This is a genomic window from Novosphingobium rosa NBRC 15208 (assembly GCF_001598555.1).
GTDB classification, from domain to species: Bacteria; Pseudomonadota; Alphaproteobacteria; order Sphingomonadales; family Sphingomonadaceae; genus Novosphingobium; species Novosphingobium rosa.
This window is the reverse complement of record NZ_BCZE01000029.1, coordinates 19,746-38,418: the sequence shown is the minus strand read 5'-3', so window position 1 is coordinate 38,418 and position 18,673 is coordinate 19,746. Positions and strand designations below refer to the sequence as shown.

Below are 18,673 nucleotides of genomic sequence, written 5' to 3'. Positions count from 1 at the left end.
GCGGCGGCGGTGGCGCAGCTCTAAAGCCCCACCACCGCCACGCCATGCGCCGGAAGCGTCGCACCGGCCAGATCGCCCGCGATTGGCCGGGCCCCGGCAGGCAGCGCGATGTCATGCGCGGTGGCGCCGTGGTTGATCAGGATCAGCACGCGCCGCCCCGAGCCGCTGCGCTCGGCAACCTCGATGTCAGCGGCCAGGCCGAGGATGACCGGGCCGATCTTCGCCTCGCGCAGCAGCATTCCGGTGAGCGCCGCCATGGCGTCGGGCTTCAGCCAGCTGCCGACATAGGTGATGCTGCCGCGCCCCACCGAACGGCTCACAATGGCGGGCTTGCCATCCAGCCACCCTCCGGCATCGTGGAAACGGGCCAGCACGCGCACATCGCTGGCGTCCGGAACGAGCGTTTCCGCCCAGATCGACGCGCCCGCCTCGCCCAAATCCCCGCTCAGCGTCACATCCTTGTCGAGCGCGTAATATTGCTCGACATGCGCGCCGAGCAGCTCGGCCAGCGGCCCCGGCTGGCGCTCCGGCCACAGCGCATTGGCGTCATCCTTCTGCCCGGAGCGTGGCCCGAGCACCAGATGCCCGCCATCGCGCACATAGCTCGCCAGCCTTTTCGCGGTCACCGCATCGATCACGTTCAGCGATGGCGCGACCACCAGCGGGAAGCGCGCCAGATCGGCGTCGGGAGCCACAACCGCCACCCCCTGCGCTTCTGCGCGCAGCGGGCGATAAACATCGACGAACTCCCGGATCGGATCGAAATCGCGGTGGTGGCGCTGCAGGTCCAGCGCCCAGCGGCTGTCGAAGGAATAGAGCATCGCCACCTTCGCCACCGGATCGGTATCGGCAAGCTGGGGAGCGGCGCGCGCGATCTCCCGCGCGGTTTGGGCAACCTCCTGCAGCACCGGATTGGGCTCGCCATCCTGACCCAGCAGCGCGCCGTGATAGGTCTCCTGCCCGTTCATGGCCGGGCGCCACTGCCAGTAGAGCAGGGCATCCGCGCCATGGCCAATCGCCTGCCACGCCATCTCGCGCACTTGCCCGGGGCGCAGCGCGCTGTTGACCGGCAGCCAGTCGAGCCGGCCGGGCTCGGTTTCCATCACCCAGAAATTGCGCTGCTTGTAGCCACGGACGAGATCGTGGTTGGCGCCATTGTCGGCCCAGTCGACATGGTCGCTGCGGATATAATCGTCCCATGCGGCCATATCCAGGCCACGGTGCAGCGCGAAATGGTCGAAGCCCGCATTCCAGAACATGGTGTTGGTGGTGATGAACTGGCGCTTGTCGGCCAGGGTGCGGATCGCTTCGGCCTGATTCATGATGTAATCGGTCCAGACCGACGTGGTGAAATGGCGGAAGTCGAGCAGCAGGCCGGGGTTGTGCTGCCCGGTCTGCCGCAGCGGCACCTGATCGAAGCTGTTGTAGGACTGGCTCCAGTATTGCGTGGCCCAGCGCCGGTTGAGCGTTTCGATGGCGCCATAGCGCTGCTGCAGGAACCGATGCCACAGGGCCTGCGCCTCGGGATCGAAGGAGGCCGGGCCGATCTCATTGTCGATCTGCCAGCCCACCACGCGCGGGTCCTTGCCGTAGCGGCGGGCCATCTCCGTCGCGATCTTTCGGGCGAAAAGACGATAGCGGGGGCTGGCGAAGGAGAAGTGGCGGCGCGCGCCATGCTGCGCGCGCTGCCCGTTCTCATCGACGCGCAGCACATCGGGATAGCGGGCGGTCAGCCAGGCGGGCGGGGCTGCCGTGGGCGTGCCCAGCACCACCATCATGCCGTGGCGGGCCGCCGCCGCAATGGCGCGATCCAGCCAGCTGAAATCATAACGCCCCTCTTCGGGCTCCATCCGGCTCCAGGCGAATTCCGCGATGCGCACCACGTTGAATCCGGAATCATGCATTTTTGCCAGATCGATCTCCCAGCGTGCCTCGGGCCATTGCTCCGGATACCAGGCGACGCCGACCGCCATGCCGGGTTGGTTTGAGAAGCCGGTCGCCCGTGCTGCAGCCACGCTGGCGGTGGGCGGAAGGCTGCCCGTCAGACTGATGATCGCCGCCGCGCAAAGCGCCCCATGCCGAACTCGCATATCTCTCCTCTCCGTGTCTTGCCTTATGTCGGCACTGCCCCAGCAGCTTGCATTAATGTGTGCGTATATTAAAGTGTGATGTGTATATAAACATGAGCGGCGGAAAAAGCACGATCGATCCACCGCGCTGCAATCGAGAGAGGTTAGGTGATGACAGGCCCGCGCTTCCACGCAAGCTACTGGATCGAAACGGCCTTCCCCCTTGAGGATGCCGCCGCCACCATGGCGGGTGAGCAATCCACCGGCACCTTCGTGCGCACCCCCGACGAAACCGATGATCTGCGCGAACGCCACGCCGCGCGGGTCGAGGCGATCACCGGGCTTGAGGATGCGCCGCAACCCTCCCTGCCGGGCTCCGGCCTGCCCAAAGGGGGCGTTGACGGGCGCCGCCGGACGGCCCGCGTCGATCTGTCCTGGCCGCTGGAGAACATCGGCCCCTCGCTGCCCAATCTGCTGGCGACGGTGGCGGGCAATCTCTCCGAACTGAAGGCTTTTTCCGGTCTCAAACTGCTCGACCTGACGCTGCCGCCCGAATTTCTCAGCCGCTATCAGGGGCCGCAATTCGGCGTCACCGGCACGCGGCGGCTGGCGGGCGTGCAGGGCAGGCCGATGATCGGCACGATCATCAAGCCCAGCGTCGGCATGTCGCCCGAGACGACCGCCGCGCAGGTGCGTCAGCTGGTCGCGGCCGGGGTGGATTTCATCAAGGATGACGAACTGCAGGCCGATGGCCCGGCCTGCCCTTTCGAGGCGCGGGTGAAGGCGGTGATGGCGGTGATCCGCGATCACGCGCAGCGGACCGGCAAGACCGTGATGTATGCCGCCAACCTCACCGGCGATGTCGACGAGATGCTGGCGCGTCATGATCTGGTCATGGCGGAGGGCGGCACCTGCATCATGGCGAGCATGAACTCCATCGGCCTGCCCGCGATGAAGCTGCTGCGCGCTCATGCGCAAGTGCCGATCCACGGCCATCGCAACGGCTGGGGCATGTATGGCCGCTCCCCGGCGATCGGCATGAGCTTCATCGCCTATCAGAAGCTGTGGCGGCTGGCCGGGATCGACCACACCCATGTCAACGGCATCGCCAACAAGTTCTGCGAGACGGACGACAGCGTGATCGCCTCGGCGCGCGCTTGCCTCACCCCGATGTTCGACGCGCCGCACCCGGGCTGCGAGGTGATGCCGGTCTTCTCCTCGGGGCAGTCGGCCCGGCAGGTTCCGGCGACCTATGCGGCGCTGGGCAGCAGCGATTGCATCTTTGCGGCGGGCGGTGGCATTCTGGCGCATCCGCAGGGGCCAGCGGCGGGCGTCCGCGCGCTGCGTCAGGCCTGGGAGGCGGCGATGGCGGGTGTGCCGCTCGATGCGGCGGCGCGCGATCAGCCCGAATTGCGCGACGCCCTGAGCGCCTTCGCCAGCTGATGAGCGGGCTGCGCTACGCCTGGTATGGCGACGATTTCACCGGCTCGACCGACGTGCTGGAGGCGCTGGCGTCAGCGGGCTTTCAAGCCGTGCTGTTTCTCCGTCCGCCCGGCGCGGAGGAACTCGCGCGTTTCGGAAGGCTGGATGCGGTGGGGCTGGCGGGCGACAGCCGCAGCCGCTCGCCGGATTGGATGAACACAAATCTGGATCGCCATTTCGCCGCGCTGGAAGCGCTGGGCCCCGAGCTGGTCCACTACAAGACCTGCTCCACCTTCGACAGCGCGCCACAGGTCGGATCGATCGGGCGCGCCATGGAGATCGGGCATGCGCGCTTCGGCGGCACCGTGCCCATCGTGGTGGGGCAGCCCAACCTGCGCCGCTATGTGGCCTTCGGCACGCTGTTCGCGGCGGCGGGGGAGGCGGTGCAGCGCCTCGACCGGCATCCGACGATGGCCCATCATCCCGTCACGCCGATGGCGGAGGCGGATCTGCGCCGCCATCTGGCGGCGCAGACGGACATGGCGGTGGCGCTCGTCTCGCTTGAGGATTTCGCGCGAGGCGACGCCGGCGCGGTGTTCGACGCGGCCAATGCGGCGGCGGTGCTGTTCGACAGTGTCGATCAGCGCATGCTGGAGGAGACGGGGCATGTGATCGCCGCCCGAGCCGGTGGGGCGATCCGCTTCGGCGTCGGCAGCGGCGGCCTCACGCGGGCGCTGGTCGCGGCATGGGGCGGGGAAGCGCCGGTTACGCCAAAGCCGCGTGCGGTCGATCGGCTGCTGGTGGTCAGCGGCAGCTGTTCGCCGGCCACCGCCGCGCAGATCGGCTGGGCGAAGGCTGCGGGCTGGACGGCGCTGCGGATCGATGTCGCGCGGCTTCATGACCCGGTGGAGCTTGCGCGCCTTGCCGCTGCGGCCACCGCGGCGCTGGGGCGTGGCGAGAGCGTGGTGATCCATTCCGCGCAGGGCGATGTCGCTGCGGCGGCTGGCGCGGTGAGTGATGCGCTCGGCCCGATGCTGGGCAATCTGGTCCAGGCCATCGTGCCGGAGGCCGGGATCGGGCGTGTGCTGTTCGCCGGCGGCGACACGTCGAGCCATGCCGTGGCCCAGCTGGGTGGCGATGCGCTGACCTGGGTCGGCCCGCTTGCCCCCGGCGCGCCGCTTTGCCGCCTCCACGCCGCCGATCCGGCCATTGATGGGCTGGAGTTGGTGCTGAAGGGCGGCCAGATGGGGGCCGCCGATTTCTTCGAGACAGTGCGGAAGGGCGGCTAGGCTTCCGGCTCGAAGCTGCGGGTGCAGTCGGTGACGAGGAACAGCAGGGCCGCCACCGCCACGCAGCCCGCCACGCCCCGCAGCGGCAGATCGTAATCGCCGGTTTTGGCGACCACATGGCCGAAGATCACCGTGCAGAGGAACCCGCCGATGTTGCCTGCGGTGTTCATCATGCCCGTCGCGACGCCCCCGTGGCGGCCGCCGATGGCCATGCACATGGCCCAGGCCGAGGGCAGCATCAGATCCATGATCGCAAAGGCCGCACCGGCGAGCAGCACAACCGCCAGCTTGCCTGCGGCCAGACTCATTGCCACCAGCAGCACGGCGGTGGCGAGCAGGCACAGGCAGGCGATCCGGCTGTAGGCGCGCCGGATGCCGATGCGGGCCGCCACCGCATCGGACAGGTAACCGCCGACGAGATTCCCGCCCATGCCGAGCAGGAAGGGGATCGCCGCATAAAGCCCCATCTCGGCGGGCGTGAAGCCTGCACCCTTGACCATCCACACCGGGAACCAGCCGAAAAAGAACCAGCTGCCAAAGGCATAGAAGAAATAGGCGAGCGAGATCAGCCACAGCTGCGGCAGGCCAAACAGCCTGGCCCATGGGGTGCCGGTATGATCGGCCGCTCCGCTCTGGCCGATCAGTGCCTTTTCCTGCGCGGTGATGCGCGGGTGCAGGCCGGGGTGTTCGTGGAAGAAGAACCGCCATGCCAGCGCCCAGAGGAAGCCCGCAAGCCCCAGCGCCAGAAACACCGCCCGCCAGCCGAAGGCCGCCTGCAGCGGCACCAGCAGCAGCGGGGCGAGCGCGCCGCCAAAGCGGCTGGCGGCCCAGATCACGCCCTGACCGCGCGCGCGCTCCCGCGCCGGGAACCAGCGGTAGAGCACGCCGGACATGTTGGGATAGGCCCCCGCCGCCCCCAGCCCGAACAGGAAGCGCGCCGTGCCCAGCTGCCACGCCGTGCGGCAGGCGGCGGTGATCGCGGTGAAGAAGGACCACCAGACCGTGATCCGCGTCAGCTCCCGCCGGTAGCCCCGGCGGTCCCCCATCGCGCCCGAGGGGATCTCGAACACGGCATAGGCAATCGTGTAGGCGCCCAGAATCCAGCCCCAGGCCTCGGGGCCGATGCCCATGTCGGTCTGGATCGTCGTGCCGGTGACGGCGATGGCCATGCGGTCCACGAAGGTGATGACCGAGAGCGCCGCCAGCAGCAGCAGGACACCGGCGCGCTTGCTCAAGCGGCCAGCCCCTTCAGCGCGTCGCGGGCGCGCTCGACGCCAAGGCGCGGGCTGGCGAAGGTGGGGGCGGGCACGTCCTCGGGCGGCAAGGCGTCCACCACCCGCGCCATCGAGGCCTGCGCGAGAACGATGGCGTCGAGCCCGGCCATCGCCTGCGTGATCGCCTGGCCGACGATGCGGTCATGGGTGGCGCCGTCTCCGGCCATCACGGCGTCGAAGGCGCCCTCGCAGAGATGCTCGACCAGTTCGATCTCCTTGCCCTGCTCGGCGGCGATGCGCCGCACGAGGTCGGCGGTTGGGGCGAGGGTGGTCGAGAGAGTGGCGACCACGCCGATGCGGCGGCCCCGCGCCACCGCCGCCTCGGCCATCGGGCGGTCGACGCGCAGCACGGGGCGGTCGTGCAGCGCGCTGGCCATGTCCACCGCCGGGCCGATGGAGGAGCAGGTGACCAGCGTTGCGTCGGCCCCGGCATCGAAGGTGGAGCCGACAAGGTCGATCAGGCGGCGCATGGTCGGCTTTTCCAGCTGCCCGGCGGCAATGGTGTTCTTGATCAGGCTTTCGTCCACGAAGTGAAGCACGCGCACATCGGGCAGCAACTCGCTGGCGAGCGCGGTGAACAGCGGGGCCAGCGTGGGCGAGGTGTGAAGGAAGGCGAGCGTTTGCTGTGACATGGGACTGGTTCTCCTGCTATGGGGTGGGGTCAGCCCAGATCGATTTTCAGTGCATAGGGCATGGCGGCGCCAACACTGTCGGGCAGGGTCACGTCCAGCCCTTGCGCGTCTTGCCGCCATGCGAGGGCACCGGCCCCGACCAGCGAGACCCCGGCGATCGGCCTGTCGAGATGCGGCGTGTCGGCATAGAGCGTCTTGATCAGCGCCGTGCCATTGGCGGGTCGCTCCATGCCGATGGCGTAGAGCGTCCTGCCCTTGGTGGTGAAGCGGAAGTCCGCGCTTTTCCAGCTGCGGTTGGCGCTTTCCTTTTTCTCCCCGGCGACGGCGGTGGTTGGCCCCTCGCCAAAGAAGCGCCAGGGCCGCGTGCCGTAGATCGCCTCGCCATGGGTGGCCAGCCAGCCGCCGATGCCGCGCAAGGTGGCCTGCACCTCCTCGGGGATGGTGCCATCGGCGCGGGGGCCGATGTTCAGCAGCAGATTGCCGTTCTTGGCGACGATGTCGATCAGATCCTGAACCAGCGCTTTGGGCTGCTTGAAATCATCGTCCTGAATGTAGCCCCAGCTCTTGGTCGAGACCGAAGTGTCGGTCTGCCACGGCTCCAGCCGGAGCGCGTCGAGCTTGCCGCGCTCGACATCGAACAGCGCCGTGCCGACGGGAAACTGCTCGCCCTTGTAGGTGATGGCGGTGGCATAGCCATCGCGCCTGCCCGCATTGTAGTAATAGGCGGCGAGGCGCTGGAGATAGGGTTCGAAGGAGGGGGCCGCCGTCCACCAGTCGAGATAGATGATTTCGGGGCGGTATTTGTCGATGAATTCGGTGGTGCGGGCCAGCCAGTCGTCGAGGAAGTCCTTGTGCGGCGGCAGCCAGTTTTCCAGATGCGAGGGATCGGGCGCGGCGCCATGGGCGTCGGCGGGCAGGGTCTGCGGCGCGGCGGGCCCATAGAGCCCGGCATAGCGCGGATCATTGACGTCACTGTCATAGCCCCGGCCCGGCCCGAACCACATCCAGTGTTCGGCCCGGTGCGAGGAGAGGCCGAAATGCAGCCCGGCCTTGCGCGCGGCCTTCATCAGCGCGTCGGCGGTGTCGCGCCTGGGGCCCATGCGGACCGCGTTCCAGTCGGTCATCGCGCAGTCATACATGGCGAAGCCGTCGCAATGCTCGGCCACGGGCACGACGTAGCGCGCGCCGGCCTCCTTGAAGAGGGCGACCCATGCCTCGGCATCGAAATGCTCGGCGGTGAATTTGGGGATGAAATCCTTGCAGCCGAACTTGTCCTGTGGGCCCCAGACATTGCGGTGATAGGTGAAAGCGACATTGCCGCGATCATACATGTTGCGCGAATACCATTCGGTCAGGAACCCGGGCACGGCATAGGGGCCCCAGTGGATGAAGATGCCGAATTTCGCGTCGCGGAACCAGTCGGCGACGCGGAAGCCGCGCAAGGATTCCCAGTCCGGGCGAAAGGGGCCGGTGGCCGCGCCCTTGTCGACACGGGCAAGCTGGCGCCCGACCGGCCCGGCCTTGAAGCCCATGGGATAGAGGTCGGTCGCGGCCTGCCCTGCCTGCACCAGCCCTGCCCGCGCCAGCCCCGGGGCCGAGAGCCAGACGGAGCCGATGACCCCGCCCGCCAGAATGTGCCGTCTTGTCGTGCGCATCATCATCCCCCTGTTTTTATATCGTTCCGGAGGACGGCGACGCCCTCCACCGGCAGCACCACCCGGGTGACGCTGCCGCCTTTCAGCACATCGGTCATGGGGGCGGGCAAGGTCACCGCGCGCTCCTGCCGGCCGTGGTTGATCAGAATGGTGATCCGGCGGCCCTGCCCCTCGCGGGTCATCAGCTCGACATCCTCGGGCATGGCGATGTCACGGGTCACCCCGGCATCGGTCATCTCGCGATCGAGAAAGGCGCGCAGGCCCGGCGCATCGAGCAGCGCCCCCAGATAGGTGATGCGGCCCTTGCCCAACTTGCGCGTGATCGCCGCGGGATGGCCGTCGAGCCAGCCATTGGCCTTGCCGTAGCGCAGCAGCACCTGCGCGTCGGCTGCCTTGACCGTCAGGTCTTCGGCCCAGATCCGCGCGCTGTTGCTGCCCACCGCAACCGGCTCGTCGAGGGCATAGAATTGCTCGACCTGCCCGCCGAGCAGGTCGGCGAGGGGCCCGGGCTGGCGAACCGGATCGAGGCGGTTGAATTCATCCTTCAGGCCCGAGCGCGGGCCCAGCACCAGATGGCCCCCGGCGCGGACATAATCGGCCAGATGGGCGGCCAGCGCCTCGGGGATGACATTGAGGCCGGGCGCCACCACCAGCCGGTAACGCCCCAGCGGGGCCGCCGCCGCAACCACGTCCACCGCCCCCACCGCATCCTTGAGCGGTCGGTAATGGTCGATCAGCACCGCGACATTGTCGTAATCCCTGGTCAGCGGCTGGAAGTCGATGGCCCAGCGGCTGTCATAGTCCATCAGCAGCGCCACCTGCGCATCGGGCGAGGTGCCCGCCAGCGCGGGCGAGGCCTTGGCGAAATCCTCGCCGATCTGCCGCGCCTCGGCATAGATCGGCAGCGGCTTGCCATCGGCGCCGATCAGCGAGCCATGCATCGATTCCTGCCCGTTGAGCGCATTGCGCCACTGCCAGAACAGCACCGCATCGGCGCCGTGCCCCACCGTCTGCCAGGCCAGCGCGCGGGTCTCGCCGGGATAGAGCATGTTGCTGACCGGGGCCCAGTTCACGAAGCCGGGCTGGGTTTCCATCACCCAGAAGTTCTGCCGCTTCCAGCCGCGCGCCAGATCGTTGACCGCGCCGTTGCGGTAGCGGTCGATATGGCCGGTGCCGACATAATCGTCCCATGAGGCCAGATCGAGATCCTGATTGATCGCGAAGCGGTCGAAGCGGTTCGCCCAGCCCAGCCCGCCAAGATTGGTGGTGACGAACTGCCGCGCCGGCACTTTGGCGCGCAGCACCTCCAGCTGGTTGCGCTGGAACGCCACCCACTGGCCGGTGATGAAGCGCTTGAGGTCCAGCATCCAGCCGGGATTGCCCTTGGCGGTGCTGAAGGGCACCTGATCCCAGGCGCTGTAGGTCTGCGACCAGTATTGCGTCGTCCAGACGGTGTTGAGCTTGTCCAGCGTGCCGTATTTGGCCTGCAGCCAGGCATGCCATGCGGCGCGGGCGGCGGGATCATAGCTTTCGTCGGTGTATTCATTGTCGATCTGCCAGCCGATCACATTGGGCTCCTGACCCACCGCATCGGCCATGCGCCCCACGATGTCGCGGGCCAGCGCGCGGTAGCGCGGGCTGGAGATCGAGAACTGGCGGCGGCCGCCATGCTTGGCGGGCACGCCGGTATCGTCGACGCGCAGCGTGTCGGGATAGGTCTGGGTCAGCCATGCCGGGGGCGTGTTGGTCGGCGTGCCGATCACCACCTTGAGATCATACTGGGCGGCCAGCCTGACGGCGCGTTGCAGCCAGCCGAAATCGTAATGGCCTTCCTCCGGCTCGATCCGGCTCCATGCGAACTCGCCGATGCGCACCACATTGGCGCCTTGCGCCTTCATCAGCCGCAGATCCTCGGCCCAGCGGGCTTCGGGCCATTGCTCGGGATACCAGGCCGAGCCGACCCACAGCCGCTCGGACGCGGCCTTGGGGGCGGGGGCCTGCGCCTGCGCCGGTGTCGCCAGCAGGGCGGCCAGCAGGAGGGCGATGCGTTTCACAGCGTCCAGCCGCCGTCGATGATCTGGACCTGACCGGTGGTGTAGGTCGCTCCGGCCAGAAAGACGACGAGATCGGCGATCTCCTCGGGCGTGCCGATGCGACCGATCGGCTGGCGCGCGATGAAGGCGGCGCGTGCGCCCTCATAGTCGCCGCCCGCCGAGAGCCGCTCATGCAGCGAGGGCGTGTCGACGGTGCCGGGGCAGATCGCCGTGACGCGGATGTTGTCCGCCACGAAATCCGCCGCGATCGCCTTGGTCATGCCGATCACCGCCGCCTTGGTCACCGAATAGGCGAAGCGGTTGGGCACCCCTTTCACGCTGGAGGCCACCGAGGCCATGTTGATGATCGCGCCATCGCGGCGTTCGACCATGCCGGGCAGCACCGCGCGGCACAGCCTTGTCATCGCCTTGACGTTGAAGGCCCATGCGAAATCGAGATCCTCCTCGCTGGTCTCCAGAATGGTGCCGCCGTGGACCACGCCAGCGCAGTTGAAGAGAATATCGATCCGCTCGCCGCCAAGCGCGGCGACGGCTTGCGCATCGAACACGTCGAGCCGGCGCGTCTCGATGTTGGCGTGGGCCAGTTCGGACAGGGCGGCTGCGTTGATGTCCGTGGCGATCACGCGCGCGCCCGCCGTGGCCAGCGCCAGAGCGGAGGCGCGGCCGATGCCCTGGGCGGCGGCGGTGACAAGCGCGGTTTTGCCTTGAAGGTTCATGCGTGATCCATCCTCATCGAAGTCTTGTCTTATTGATCCGGAATTGGCGTCCCGGGCGCCGCTGCGGCGCGGTAGCAGGCCTCCACCAGCGCCATGGTGCGCCAGCCATCCTCGACCGCGGTCATCAGCGTGGCATCCTCGCCCGAAGCGAAGCGTTGCAGATTGGCCATCGGGCCGATGAAAGCGTCGGGGAACCATGCGCCCTGCAGCGGCACCGCCTCCCACGGGCCGCCGGTGGGCGCCAGCCAGAGTTCGTCGGGCTCCCCGGCGGGATAGTCGAGCAGCACGCCCAGCTTGGCCCGCATCGCGCCTTTGGTGCCCTCGACACGAAAGCCCGCGTCCTGAAAACGGCGGCCGAAATCATGGTGATGGTTGATCGAGAGCAGCACGCGCAAGGTGCGGCCATAATCGAGGATCATCGAGGTTCTGGTGTCGGTCAGCGCGCTCGCCGGATGGCCGAAGCTGCGCGCGAAGACGGCTTCGGGATCGCCCGCCAGCGCGCGGATCGTGTCGAGATAATGGATCGAGTGGGAAACGATCTCGACCCGTGGATTGGCCTTCAGATGCGGGAACAGATGCCATGGCGTCACGAGGTTGATGTGAACCTCGATCTCGGTCAGCTCGCCCAGCCGACCGCTGCGGATCGCATCGGCGATGGCCAGCATCATCGGCGCATAGCGCAGCTGGAAATTGACCGAGGCGGTCAGCTTGCGCTCCCGCACCAGCTGGCGGATCGCGGTGGCCTCGGCAAGGTCCAGACCCATCGGCTTCTGAAGCAGCACCGCCGCGCCCTCGGGCAGGGCGGAGAGGATCTGGCGATGCGCCACTGGCGGCGCGGCGACATCGAACACGGCATCGGGCATGGCCGCCGCCGCTTCCAGTGTCGGGAAGACCCGGGCGATGCCCCATTGGGCGGCCAGCGCCTGCGCGCGCGCCCTATCGGTGTCGAACAGGCCGGCCACCGTGAAGCCCGCCTTGCGATAGGCCGGCAGGTGAGCGTCGCGCACGATGCCGCCGGCGCCCAGGATGACGATGGGCCGTGGCCGGGAGGGCAGCGGCCAGCTTTGCTGAAGCGGGGGCATCGCGGGGGTCATGGTGCGATCCTCGCCTGAGCCTGCGCCAGCAGGGCGGGGGTTGGCCGGTCGGTGGTGAGCGCTTCGGTCAGCATATCGTCCACCGCATGGCTGATCGCCGCCAGCTGCGGCGTCACCGGCATGGCGCGGGCATGCTCATGCAGCCAGTCGAGCCGGTGATAATAGGGGATGGTGGCGTTGACGCCGGGATCGGCCCAGGTCGAGCGGCGGACGCCGATGCCGCCTTGCGTGGTCGTCAGCAGATCCATGGGCGCCGTGGCGCAATGGCGCAGGAAGTCCCATGCCAGCGCCTTGTGGCGCGAACCGGCGGCAATCGCCAGAACCCAGAAGACGTTGAGCGACACGCTGCGTCCCCCCGGCCCGGCGGGCAGCGGCGCCACATCGACCAGCCCCCTGACCTTGCTGTCTGGCGCGGTGTCGGCATAGGCGGCGAAACCGAACCAGTTGGCCATCAGCGCCACCTTGCCCCGCGCGAACAGCAGGCCGGACTGCACGCTGTCGAGATCGCGGCAGCCGGGCGCGATGGCGCTTTCGTCACGGGCGAGCATGCGCAGGAAATCCAGCGCGGCTTCGGCCTCGGGCGAGGTGAGGGTCGGCTTGCCCTGCGCGTCGAAGACATCGCCGCCGCGCGACCAGACGTGGATGCAGAAATCATAGAAGCTGTTGTGCCCATCGGGGAACAGCGCCAGCACCGTGCCATATTGCTCTTGCTCGGGCTTGTGCAGCTGGCGCGCGAGGCTGTGGAATTCCTCCCAGCTTTGTGGGGGCCGATCCACCAGATCCTTGCGGTAGACGAGGCATTCCGGCCCGTCATGATAGGGCATGCCCCAGAAGCCCCCGCCGAAACGCTGCAGGCCGGTCAGCGACGGGCTCCACGCTTCGGGAAAGTCGGGGATCGGCGCGCGCGCCATATGCGGCGTGAGATCCTCCAGCAGCTCCGCCTCCACGGCCTCGGCCAGCCAGTCGGTGTTGAGGAAGGCGATGTCCCAGTCACCCGAATCGAGGCCGCGCTCGGCGATCAGCGTCTCGTGCAGCGGATTGAGGTCCAGCTGCACCGCCTCGATCCTCGCGTCGGCGCCGGTCACGCGGACAAAATCGGCGAATTGCGCCGCAATCGCCTTGTCGAACGGATCGAAGCGGCGAATGGCGATGCGCAGGGTGTCGGTCATGTCAGGCGGCTCCCACGGCGGCGGCGCGCGGGTTTGCGCGGCGGCGTCCACCCACGGTGTAGATCGCGGCGGCGGCAATGACGACCACGCCCTCGATCAGCCCCTGATAGCTGGCGCCCAGATTGAGGACGTTGAAGCCATTGGTCAGGGTGAAGAGAACCAGCGCCCCCGCCACCGTCTTCACCACATTGCCCGCCCCGCCGAACAGCGAGGTGCCGCCCAGAATCGCCGCCGCGATCACCGTCAGCTCGGTGCCCTGCAGCGCGGTGGGGTTGATGGCGCCCAGCCGGCAGCCGAAGAGCACACCGGCAAAACCCGCCGAGACGCTGGAAAGGATGAAGGCGCCCAGCTTGTAGGCATGAACATTGATGCCGGACAGGCGGGCCGCCTCGGCATTGCCGCCCACCGCGTAGATCCTGCGGCCCGGCACCGTATACCGCAGCACCAGCGCCATGCCGCCCGCGAAAAGCGCGAGGTAGAGAACGGGCACGGCGACCATGAAGCCCGGCCCGGCCAGCAACGCCGCGGCCACCGTGAGCCCCCCGGCGACAGCGGCGGGATGGCGGCGCAGGATGCCGAAGGCCAGGGCGCCGAGCCCGATCAGCAGCAGCGGCCAGAAGACCGGAACGCGCGTGCTTTCAAACGCCAGCATCTGCTGGAGAAGCTCCGGTTGCTCGACCATCAGCGAACGGCCGCCGGTCAGCACGAGGACGAGGCCGCGCACCGCCGTCAGCGTGCCCAGCGTCACGATGAAGGCGTTGATGCCCACGAACAAAACAATCGCGCCATTGACGATGCCGATGGCCGCTGCCGTCAGCAGGGCGCAGAGCATGGCCGGGATAAAGCCGATCTGCGGCGCCAGCCCGATCAGCACCGCCGCCGCCAGCGCCGCCACCGAAGCGACCGAAAGGTCGAAAGCGCCGGTGATCAGCATCACCGTCATCGCCACGCCCATGATGCCGACAAGCGAGGCCTGATAGGCGATGTTGCCAAGGTTCTGCGCCGAGAGATAGGGCGGCAACCCGCGCGAGGCGGCGATCACCGCCAGAACCGCCAGCAGGATCAGCAGGGCGTAATAGACCCCGGCCTCGCGCAGGCCCATTGCGGCGCTCCATCGTGTGTTGCCCGTCATGCGGCATTCCTCTCCATAGGGGCGCTGCCGCCGGCCAGCTGGATCAGCCCGGCCTCATCCTGTTCGGCGGGATCGACATCGGCCACCAGCGCGCCGTCCCGCAGGATGAGGATCCGGTCGCAGATGGCCAGCAATTCGCTGGGCTCGGAGCTGACGATCAGCACCGGCAAGCCATCATCGGCCAGCTTGCGGACCAGCCGCAGGATATCGGTGCGCGCGCCGATGTCGATCCCGGCGGTGGGCTCGTCGAGCAGCAGCACGCGGGTGCGGGCGGTGAGCCATTTGGCGATCACCACCTTCTGCGCATTGCCGCCGGACAGTTCGGCGGGCGTGGCGTCGATGCCCGGCGCCTTGATCGCCAGCCGGTCGATGGCGGCCTGCGCGGCTTGGGCTTCGGCGGCGTCGTCGATCAGCAGGCCCCCGGCGGGGAGCGCCATGTTTTCGGCCAGCGACATCGGGCCGACATAGCCCTGCCGCGCGCGGTCTTCGGGCACCAGCGCCAGGCCTGCGGCCACAGCCTCCTGCGTGGAACGCCCGATGGCGCGGCCATCGAGCAGCACCTGCCCCCTGGCCCTTGGGTCATCTCCGAAGATGGCGTGCAGCAACTCGCTCCGCCCCGAGCCCAGCATGCCCGCAACGCCGACGATCTCACCGGCATGAAGCGTGAAGGACAAGGGTGCGAGCCTGCCGGGGGAGGCGAGATCGCGAATCTCCAGCACGGGGGCGCCCGTCGCCCGGCGTTCCGGTGGCCGCTCCAGCATCGCGACCGACCGGCCCGCGATGGCGGCGGCGATGGCGGCTTCGTCAAGCGTCCCGGTTTCGGCGCGCAGCACCACCTTGCCGTCGCGCAGCACGGTCACCGTGTCGGTGAGCGCCACGATCTCGTCGAGGAAATGCGAGACGAACAGCACCGTCCGCCCCTCGGCGGCCAGCCGCCGGACGGTGTGGTAGACCGCCACGCGCTCATCCCCGGCCAGCGAGGCGGTCGGCTCGTCCATGATGACCAGCTGCGGGTCGCCCATCAGCGCCTGCGCGATGGCCACCATCTGGCGCGCGCCGATCGGCAGATCGGCGACGGTGGCGTCGAGCGGGAAGGGGTGGCCCAGCGCGGCCACGATCCGCGCCGCTTCCTGCCGCGCCCTGCTCGCATCCCGCCACAGGCCGCGCTGTTCGAGCAGCATGTTGTCGCGCGCGCTCAGCGTGGGGACGAGCGGGATGTGCTGGTAGATGGTGGCGATGCCGGCGGCGCGCGCGTCACGCGGGCCCCGCCACCGCCGGGGCTCGCCCTGCCAGATCAGCTGCCCGGCCGTGATGCTTTCCGCCCCCGAGAGGATCTTGATCAGCGTCGATTTGCCCGCGCCATTCGCGCCCAGCAGGCCGTGGACGCGGCCCGGCTCGAAGGAGGCCTCCACGCCGCGCAGCGCGGCGGTGCCGTTCGGCCAGCACTTGCCGATGCCGTCGAGGGAGAGGAGGGGGCTCACCATTGGCCCACGCACCGGTCGACGGTGGCCCGGGTCACGGCGGGCATGGGATAGGTGCGGAAGCGCGCGCCCTCGCCGGGCCGGTGGAGCGCGGCGAAGACCTGCGCGCCAAGCGCCTCCGGCTTGAAGCAGACCGTGCCATCCACCGCCCCGGCCTTGATCGAGGCGATGGCCAGCTTCGATCCGCCCGTGCCGATCAGCCGCGCCCGCGATCCGGCGGCCCGCACCGCGCGGGCGCAGCCGATCACCATGTCATCCGCCTCATTGTAGAACAGATCGGTGCCGGGCTGCGCGGCGAGGATGTTCTGGCAGGCGCGCTCGCCGCCCTCCGCGGTCCAGTTGCCGGGTTGCGAGGCGACGATGCGATAGCGCGCGCCCGCTGCCGCAAGCCCTTCGCGGAAGCCGCGCGCCCGCTGCTCCACCTCGGGAAAGCCAGAAGCGCCTTCAATCACCGCGATTCGCGCGGGCCTGTCGGCGGGCAGCATCGTGGCCGCCAGCGTGCCGGCGGCGCGTCCGGCGGTCACTTCATCCTGCGAGGCCAGCGCGACCAGCCCGGGGTAAACGTCTTCGACCCGCCGCTTGGCCGGATCGCCGACCAGCGCGGCGACCGCCGCAATGGGGACATGGCCGCGCCCGGCCCGCGCGACAATGCCCTCGGCGACAACGGAATCGAGCGGCATCAGCGCGATGCCGTCGACCTTTTGCGCGATCAGATCGTCCACGTCGTTGGTCTGCTTCTGCACGTCGCCCTTGGCGTCGAGGATGATGGCGCCGGCGCCCGCCGCCGCCGCGGCTTCGGCAAAGCCCTTGGCGATGGCGGCGGCGAAGGGATAGCTGAGCCCCACGGTCGACAGGCCATAGCGCGGCGCCCCCGGTTTCAGGGCGGGCATGGGGGCCACATCGGCACGCGCCGCCTGCCGCACACCGGCAAGCGAGCAGAGGGCCACGGCCATCACCCCTCCGGCCAGCAGGATCGGCAGCAGTCGGCGGCGGCGCATCTCAGCCCGCCAGACGGCGCGTGACAAGATAGAGATGCTCGCAGGCAAGCACCGTTTCATCGCGCTGGTTGCGGATGTCCACCGTTTCGGTGACCACGCCATGGCCGGTCCGCTTGGGATGATCGCGCTTGTCGGCGATCCGGGTGATCGTGCGGATCGTGTCGCCGATATGCACCGGGCGGATGAAGCGCAGCCGGTCATAGCCATAGGACATGGCATGCGGGTTGATGGTGGTGGCGGTCAGGCCGATGCCGACCGTGAAGATCAGCGTGCCATGCGCGATGCGCTGGCCGATGTCCTGCGTGGCGCACCAGGCCGCGTCCATATGGTGCGGGAAGAAATCCCCGCTGTGCCCGGCATGGACCACGAAATCGGTCTCGGTGATCGTCCGGCCGAAACTCGTGCGTTCCGCGCCGATCACATAGTCCTCGAAATATTGCTCGACGATCATGCCGCCAGCTCCCCGTCGATGGCCGCCCGGTCCGCGCCAAGCCTTGGGCCCGCGCGGGGCGAGGTCAGCATCTGTCCATCGATCCGGATCGGGCAGCGTGTGGTGATCATCGTGCTGCCGTCTGGCGCGGCGATGCGTTGGGTCATGCCCAGAGCGCCAAAGGCGGGCTGCGCCTGAAGCGCGGGCCAGTCCAGCACGGGGGCGGCCCAGATGCCGGCGGGCTCAAGCACGGCCAGCCATTGAGCGGTGGTTTGTGAGGGCAGATGATCGCGGATCAGCGCCTTGATCTCGTCGCGCCGGTCGAACCAGCTGCTGGCGGGAAACTGCCCGAGCGCGCCAAGGCCGAGCAGATCGCCCAGCCTGTCCACCGGCGCCATGGCCAGCGCCAGATAACCATCGGCGGTGGCATAGATGCCATAGGGCGCGGAGAGATAGACATTGCCATTGGCGACGGCGCTGCGTCTGGGCATCGGATCGTTCCGGTTGAGATGGACCGAGAGATGTTCGAACTGCAGGTCGATCGCGGCTTCGAGCAGGCTGACATCGACCCGCCCGCCGCGCCCCGTGACGCCCCGGCGCACAAGGAGCGCCAGCACGCCCTGGCACAGCTGCGCCCCGGCCATCATGTCGACGATGGAGAGTCCCGCCGGCACCGGCGCCTGCCCGGCGTCGCCCGAAAGCCAGGCCATGCCCGAGAGGGACTGCACCAGCAGATCCTGCCCCGGCCGGTCACGCCAGGGCCCATCCGCGCCATAACCGTTGACCCCGGCATAGATCAGCCGGGGGTTGAGCGCGGAGACCGCCTCCCAGCCGAAACCGAGTCGGTCCATGATGCCGGGGCGGAAATTGTGGATCATCACATCGGCCTGCGCCAGCAGTGCGCGGACGGCCTCGGCATCGGCGGGATCTTTCAGATCCGCCGTGTAGCTCTGCTTGTTGCGGTTGATGGTGTGGAAGAGCGCGCTGTCCTCGTCGAAGCCGACATCGGCCAGAAAGAGGCCGCGTCCGGCATCGCCGCCCGCCGGGCGCTCGATCTTTATGACGCGCGCGCCCATATCCGCAAGGCGCAGCGCGCAGGAGGGGCCGGCAAGAAACTGGCTGAAGTCGAGAACGGTCGTCCCGGCCAGCGGCAGCATGCCGCCAGCGTCATGACCCGGCAGGCTGCCGCTGACGTCGTGATTCAAGTCTCCAGCGGCTGCCAACACTCCATCCTCTCTGTTTGCATATTGACGCGTTG

15 protein-coding genes are annotated in these 18,673 nt (G+C 68.6%); 2 read left to right on the top strand and 13 right to left on the bottom strand.

The annotated features are described in order from the left end of the window. Positions 1–20 precede the first annotated feature (20 nt). Entirely contained in the window at positions 21–2,090 is a 2,070-nt protein-coding gene (locus SR3_RS12030) for a beta-galactosidase (protein WP_068085923.1), read from the bottom strand. A gap of 150 nt (positions 2,091–2,240) precedes the next feature. On the opposite strand from SR3_RS12030, the gene SR3_RS12025 reads away from it, so the two are divergent. Together SR3_RS12025 and SR3_RS12020 are read left to right on the top strand one after the other, a co-directional pair. Further along, positions 2,241–3,512 (top strand): ribulose-bisphosphate carboxylase large subunit family protein, encoded by a 1,272-nt coding sequence (locus SR3_RS12025; protein WP_068085920.1) that lies wholly within the window; start codon positions 2,241–2,243, stop codon positions 3,510–3,512. After that, complete coding sequence (locus SR3_RS12020) at positions 3,512–4,780, top strand: four-carbon acid sugar kinase family protein (RefSeq protein WP_068085915.1); 1,269 nt, start codon at positions 3,512–3,514, stop codon at positions 4,778–4,780. The genes SR3_RS12025 and SR3_RS12020 overlap by 1 nt, the downstream gene beginning before the upstream one ends. Here the strand turns inward: SR3_RS12020 and SR3_RS12015 are convergent. The 12 genes from SR3_RS12015 to SR3_RS11960 are packed head-to-tail and all read right to left on the bottom strand — an operon-like array spanning position 4,777 to position 18,620. Then, on the bottom strand, positions 4,777–6,015 hold the full coding sequence (locus tag SR3_RS12015; protein WP_068085912.1) for an MFS transporter: 1,239 nt from the start codon (positions 6,013–6,015) through the stop codon (positions 4,777–4,779). The two genes, SR3_RS12020 and SR3_RS12015, sit on opposite strands and share 4 nt — an antisense overlap. Further along, entirely contained in the window at positions 6,012–6,686 is a 675-nt protein-coding gene (locus SR3_RS12010; protein WP_068085910.1) for an aspartate/glutamate racemase family protein, read from the bottom strand. Before SR3_RS12010 ends, SR3_RS12015 begins: the two co-directional genes overlap by 4 nt. Before the next feature lie 29 nt (positions 6,687–6,715). Beyond that, complete coding sequence (locus tag SR3_RS12005; protein WP_068086060.1) at positions 6,716–8,341, bottom strand: alpha-L-fucosidase; 1,626 nt, start codon at positions 8,339–8,341, stop codon at positions 6,716–6,718. A 2-nt stretch (positions 8,342–8,343) separates the two neighbouring features. Continuing rightward, positions 8,344–10,395, bottom strand: a complete 2,052-nt coding sequence (locus tag SR3_RS12000) for a beta-galactosidase (RefSeq protein ID WP_245653886.1) — start codon at positions 10,393–10,395, stop codon at positions 8,344–8,346. Further along, positions 10,392–11,111 carry an SDR family oxidoreductase gene (locus tag SR3_RS11995; RefSeq protein WP_068085904.1) on the bottom strand — a complete coding sequence of 240 codons (720 nt, stop codon included), beginning with the start codon at positions 11,109–11,111 and terminating at the stop codon, positions 10,392–10,394. Before SR3_RS11995 ends, SR3_RS12000 begins: the two co-directional genes overlap by 4 nt. Positions 11,112–11,140: 29 nt before the next feature. Beyond that, the gene (locus SR3_RS11990) at positions 11,141–12,205 is read right to left on the bottom strand and encodes a Gfo/Idh/MocA family protein (protein WP_068085896.1); all 1,065 of its coding nucleotides are present in this window, start codon (positions 12,203–12,205) and stop codon (positions 11,141–11,143) included. Beyond that, complete coding sequence (locus SR3_RS11985; protein WP_068085893.1) at positions 12,202–13,374, bottom strand: extracellular solute-binding protein; 1,173 nt, start codon at positions 13,372–13,374, stop codon at positions 12,202–12,204. The genes SR3_RS11990 and SR3_RS11985 overlap by 4 nt, the downstream gene beginning before the upstream one ends. 1 nt (position 13,375) lies before the next feature. Then, entirely contained in the window at positions 13,376–14,506 is a 1,131-nt protein-coding gene (locus SR3_RS11980; protein WP_068085889.1) for an ABC transporter permease, read from the bottom strand. After that, positions 14,503–15,990 (bottom strand): sugar ABC transporter ATP-binding protein, encoded by a 1,488-nt coding sequence (locus SR3_RS11975; protein WP_068085886.1) that lies wholly within the window; start codon positions 15,988–15,990, stop codon positions 14,503–14,505. Before SR3_RS11975 ends, SR3_RS11980 begins: the two co-directional genes overlap by 4 nt. Beyond that, complete coding sequence (locus tag SR3_RS11970) at positions 15,984–16,985, bottom strand: sugar ABC transporter substrate-binding protein (protein ID WP_068086057.1); 1,002 nt, start codon at positions 16,983–16,985, stop codon at positions 15,984–15,986. The genes SR3_RS11975 and SR3_RS11970 overlap by 7 nt, the downstream gene beginning before the upstream one ends. A 1-nt stretch (position 16,986) precedes the next feature. After that, entirely contained in the window at positions 16,987–17,436 is a 450-nt protein-coding gene (locus tag SR3_RS11965; protein ID WP_068085883.1) for a MaoC family dehydratase, read from the bottom strand. After that, positions 17,433–18,620: a CaiB/BaiF CoA transferase family protein gene (locus tag SR3_RS11960; protein WP_245653885.1), complete on the bottom strand. Its 1,188-nt coding sequence runs from the start codon at positions 18,618–18,620 to the stop codon at positions 17,433–17,435. The genes SR3_RS11965 and SR3_RS11960 overlap by 4 nt, the downstream gene beginning before the upstream one ends. Between the last annotated feature and the right edge of the window lie 53 nt (positions 18,621–18,673).

Coding starts and splice junctions, on each gene's coding strand:
- SR3_RS12005 (WP_068086060.1), bottom strand. CDS start 8,341: ATGCGCACGACAAGACGGCACATTCTGGCGGGCGGGGTCATCGGCTCC.
- SR3_RS11990 (WP_068085896.1), bottom strand. CDS start 12,205: ATGACCCCCGCGATGCCCCCGCTTCAGCAAAGCTGGCCGCTGCCCTCC.
- SR3_RS11995 (WP_068085904.1), bottom strand. CDS start 11,111: ATGAACCTTCAAGGCAAAACCGCGCTTGTCACCGCCGCCGCCCAGGGC.
- SR3_RS12020 (WP_068085915.1), top strand. CDS start 3,512: ATGAGCGGGCTGCGCTACGCCTGGTATGGCGACGATTTCACCGGCTCG.
- SR3_RS11980 (WP_068085889.1), bottom strand. CDS start 14,506: ATGACGGGCAACACACGATGGAGCGCCGCAATGGGCCTGCGCGAGGCC.
- SR3_RS11975 (WP_068085886.1), bottom strand. CDS start 15,990: ATGGTGAGCCCCCTCCTCTCCCTCGACGGCATCGGCAAGTGCTGGCCG.
- SR3_RS11965 (WP_068085883.1), bottom strand. CDS start 17,436: ATGATCGTCGAGCAATATTTCGAGGACTATGTGATCGGCGCGGAACGC.
- SR3_RS11985 (WP_068085893.1), bottom strand. CDS start 13,374: ATGACCGACACCCTGCGCATCGCCATTCGCCGCTTCGATCCGTTCGAC.
- SR3_RS12010 (WP_068085910.1), bottom strand. CDS start 6,686: ATGTCACAGCAAACGCTCGCCTTCCTTCACACCTCGCCCACGCTGGCC.
- SR3_RS12030 (WP_068085923.1), bottom strand. CDS start 2,090: ATGCGAGTTCGGCATGGGGCGCTTTGCGCGGCGGCGATCATCAGTCTG.
- SR3_RS11970 (WP_068086057.1), bottom strand. CDS start 16,985: ATGCGCCGCCGCCGACTGCTGCCGATCCTGCTGGCCGGAGGGGTGATG.
- SR3_RS12025 (WP_068085920.1), top strand. CDS start 2,241: ATGACAGGCCCGCGCTTCCACGCAAGCTACTGGATCGAAACGGCCTTC.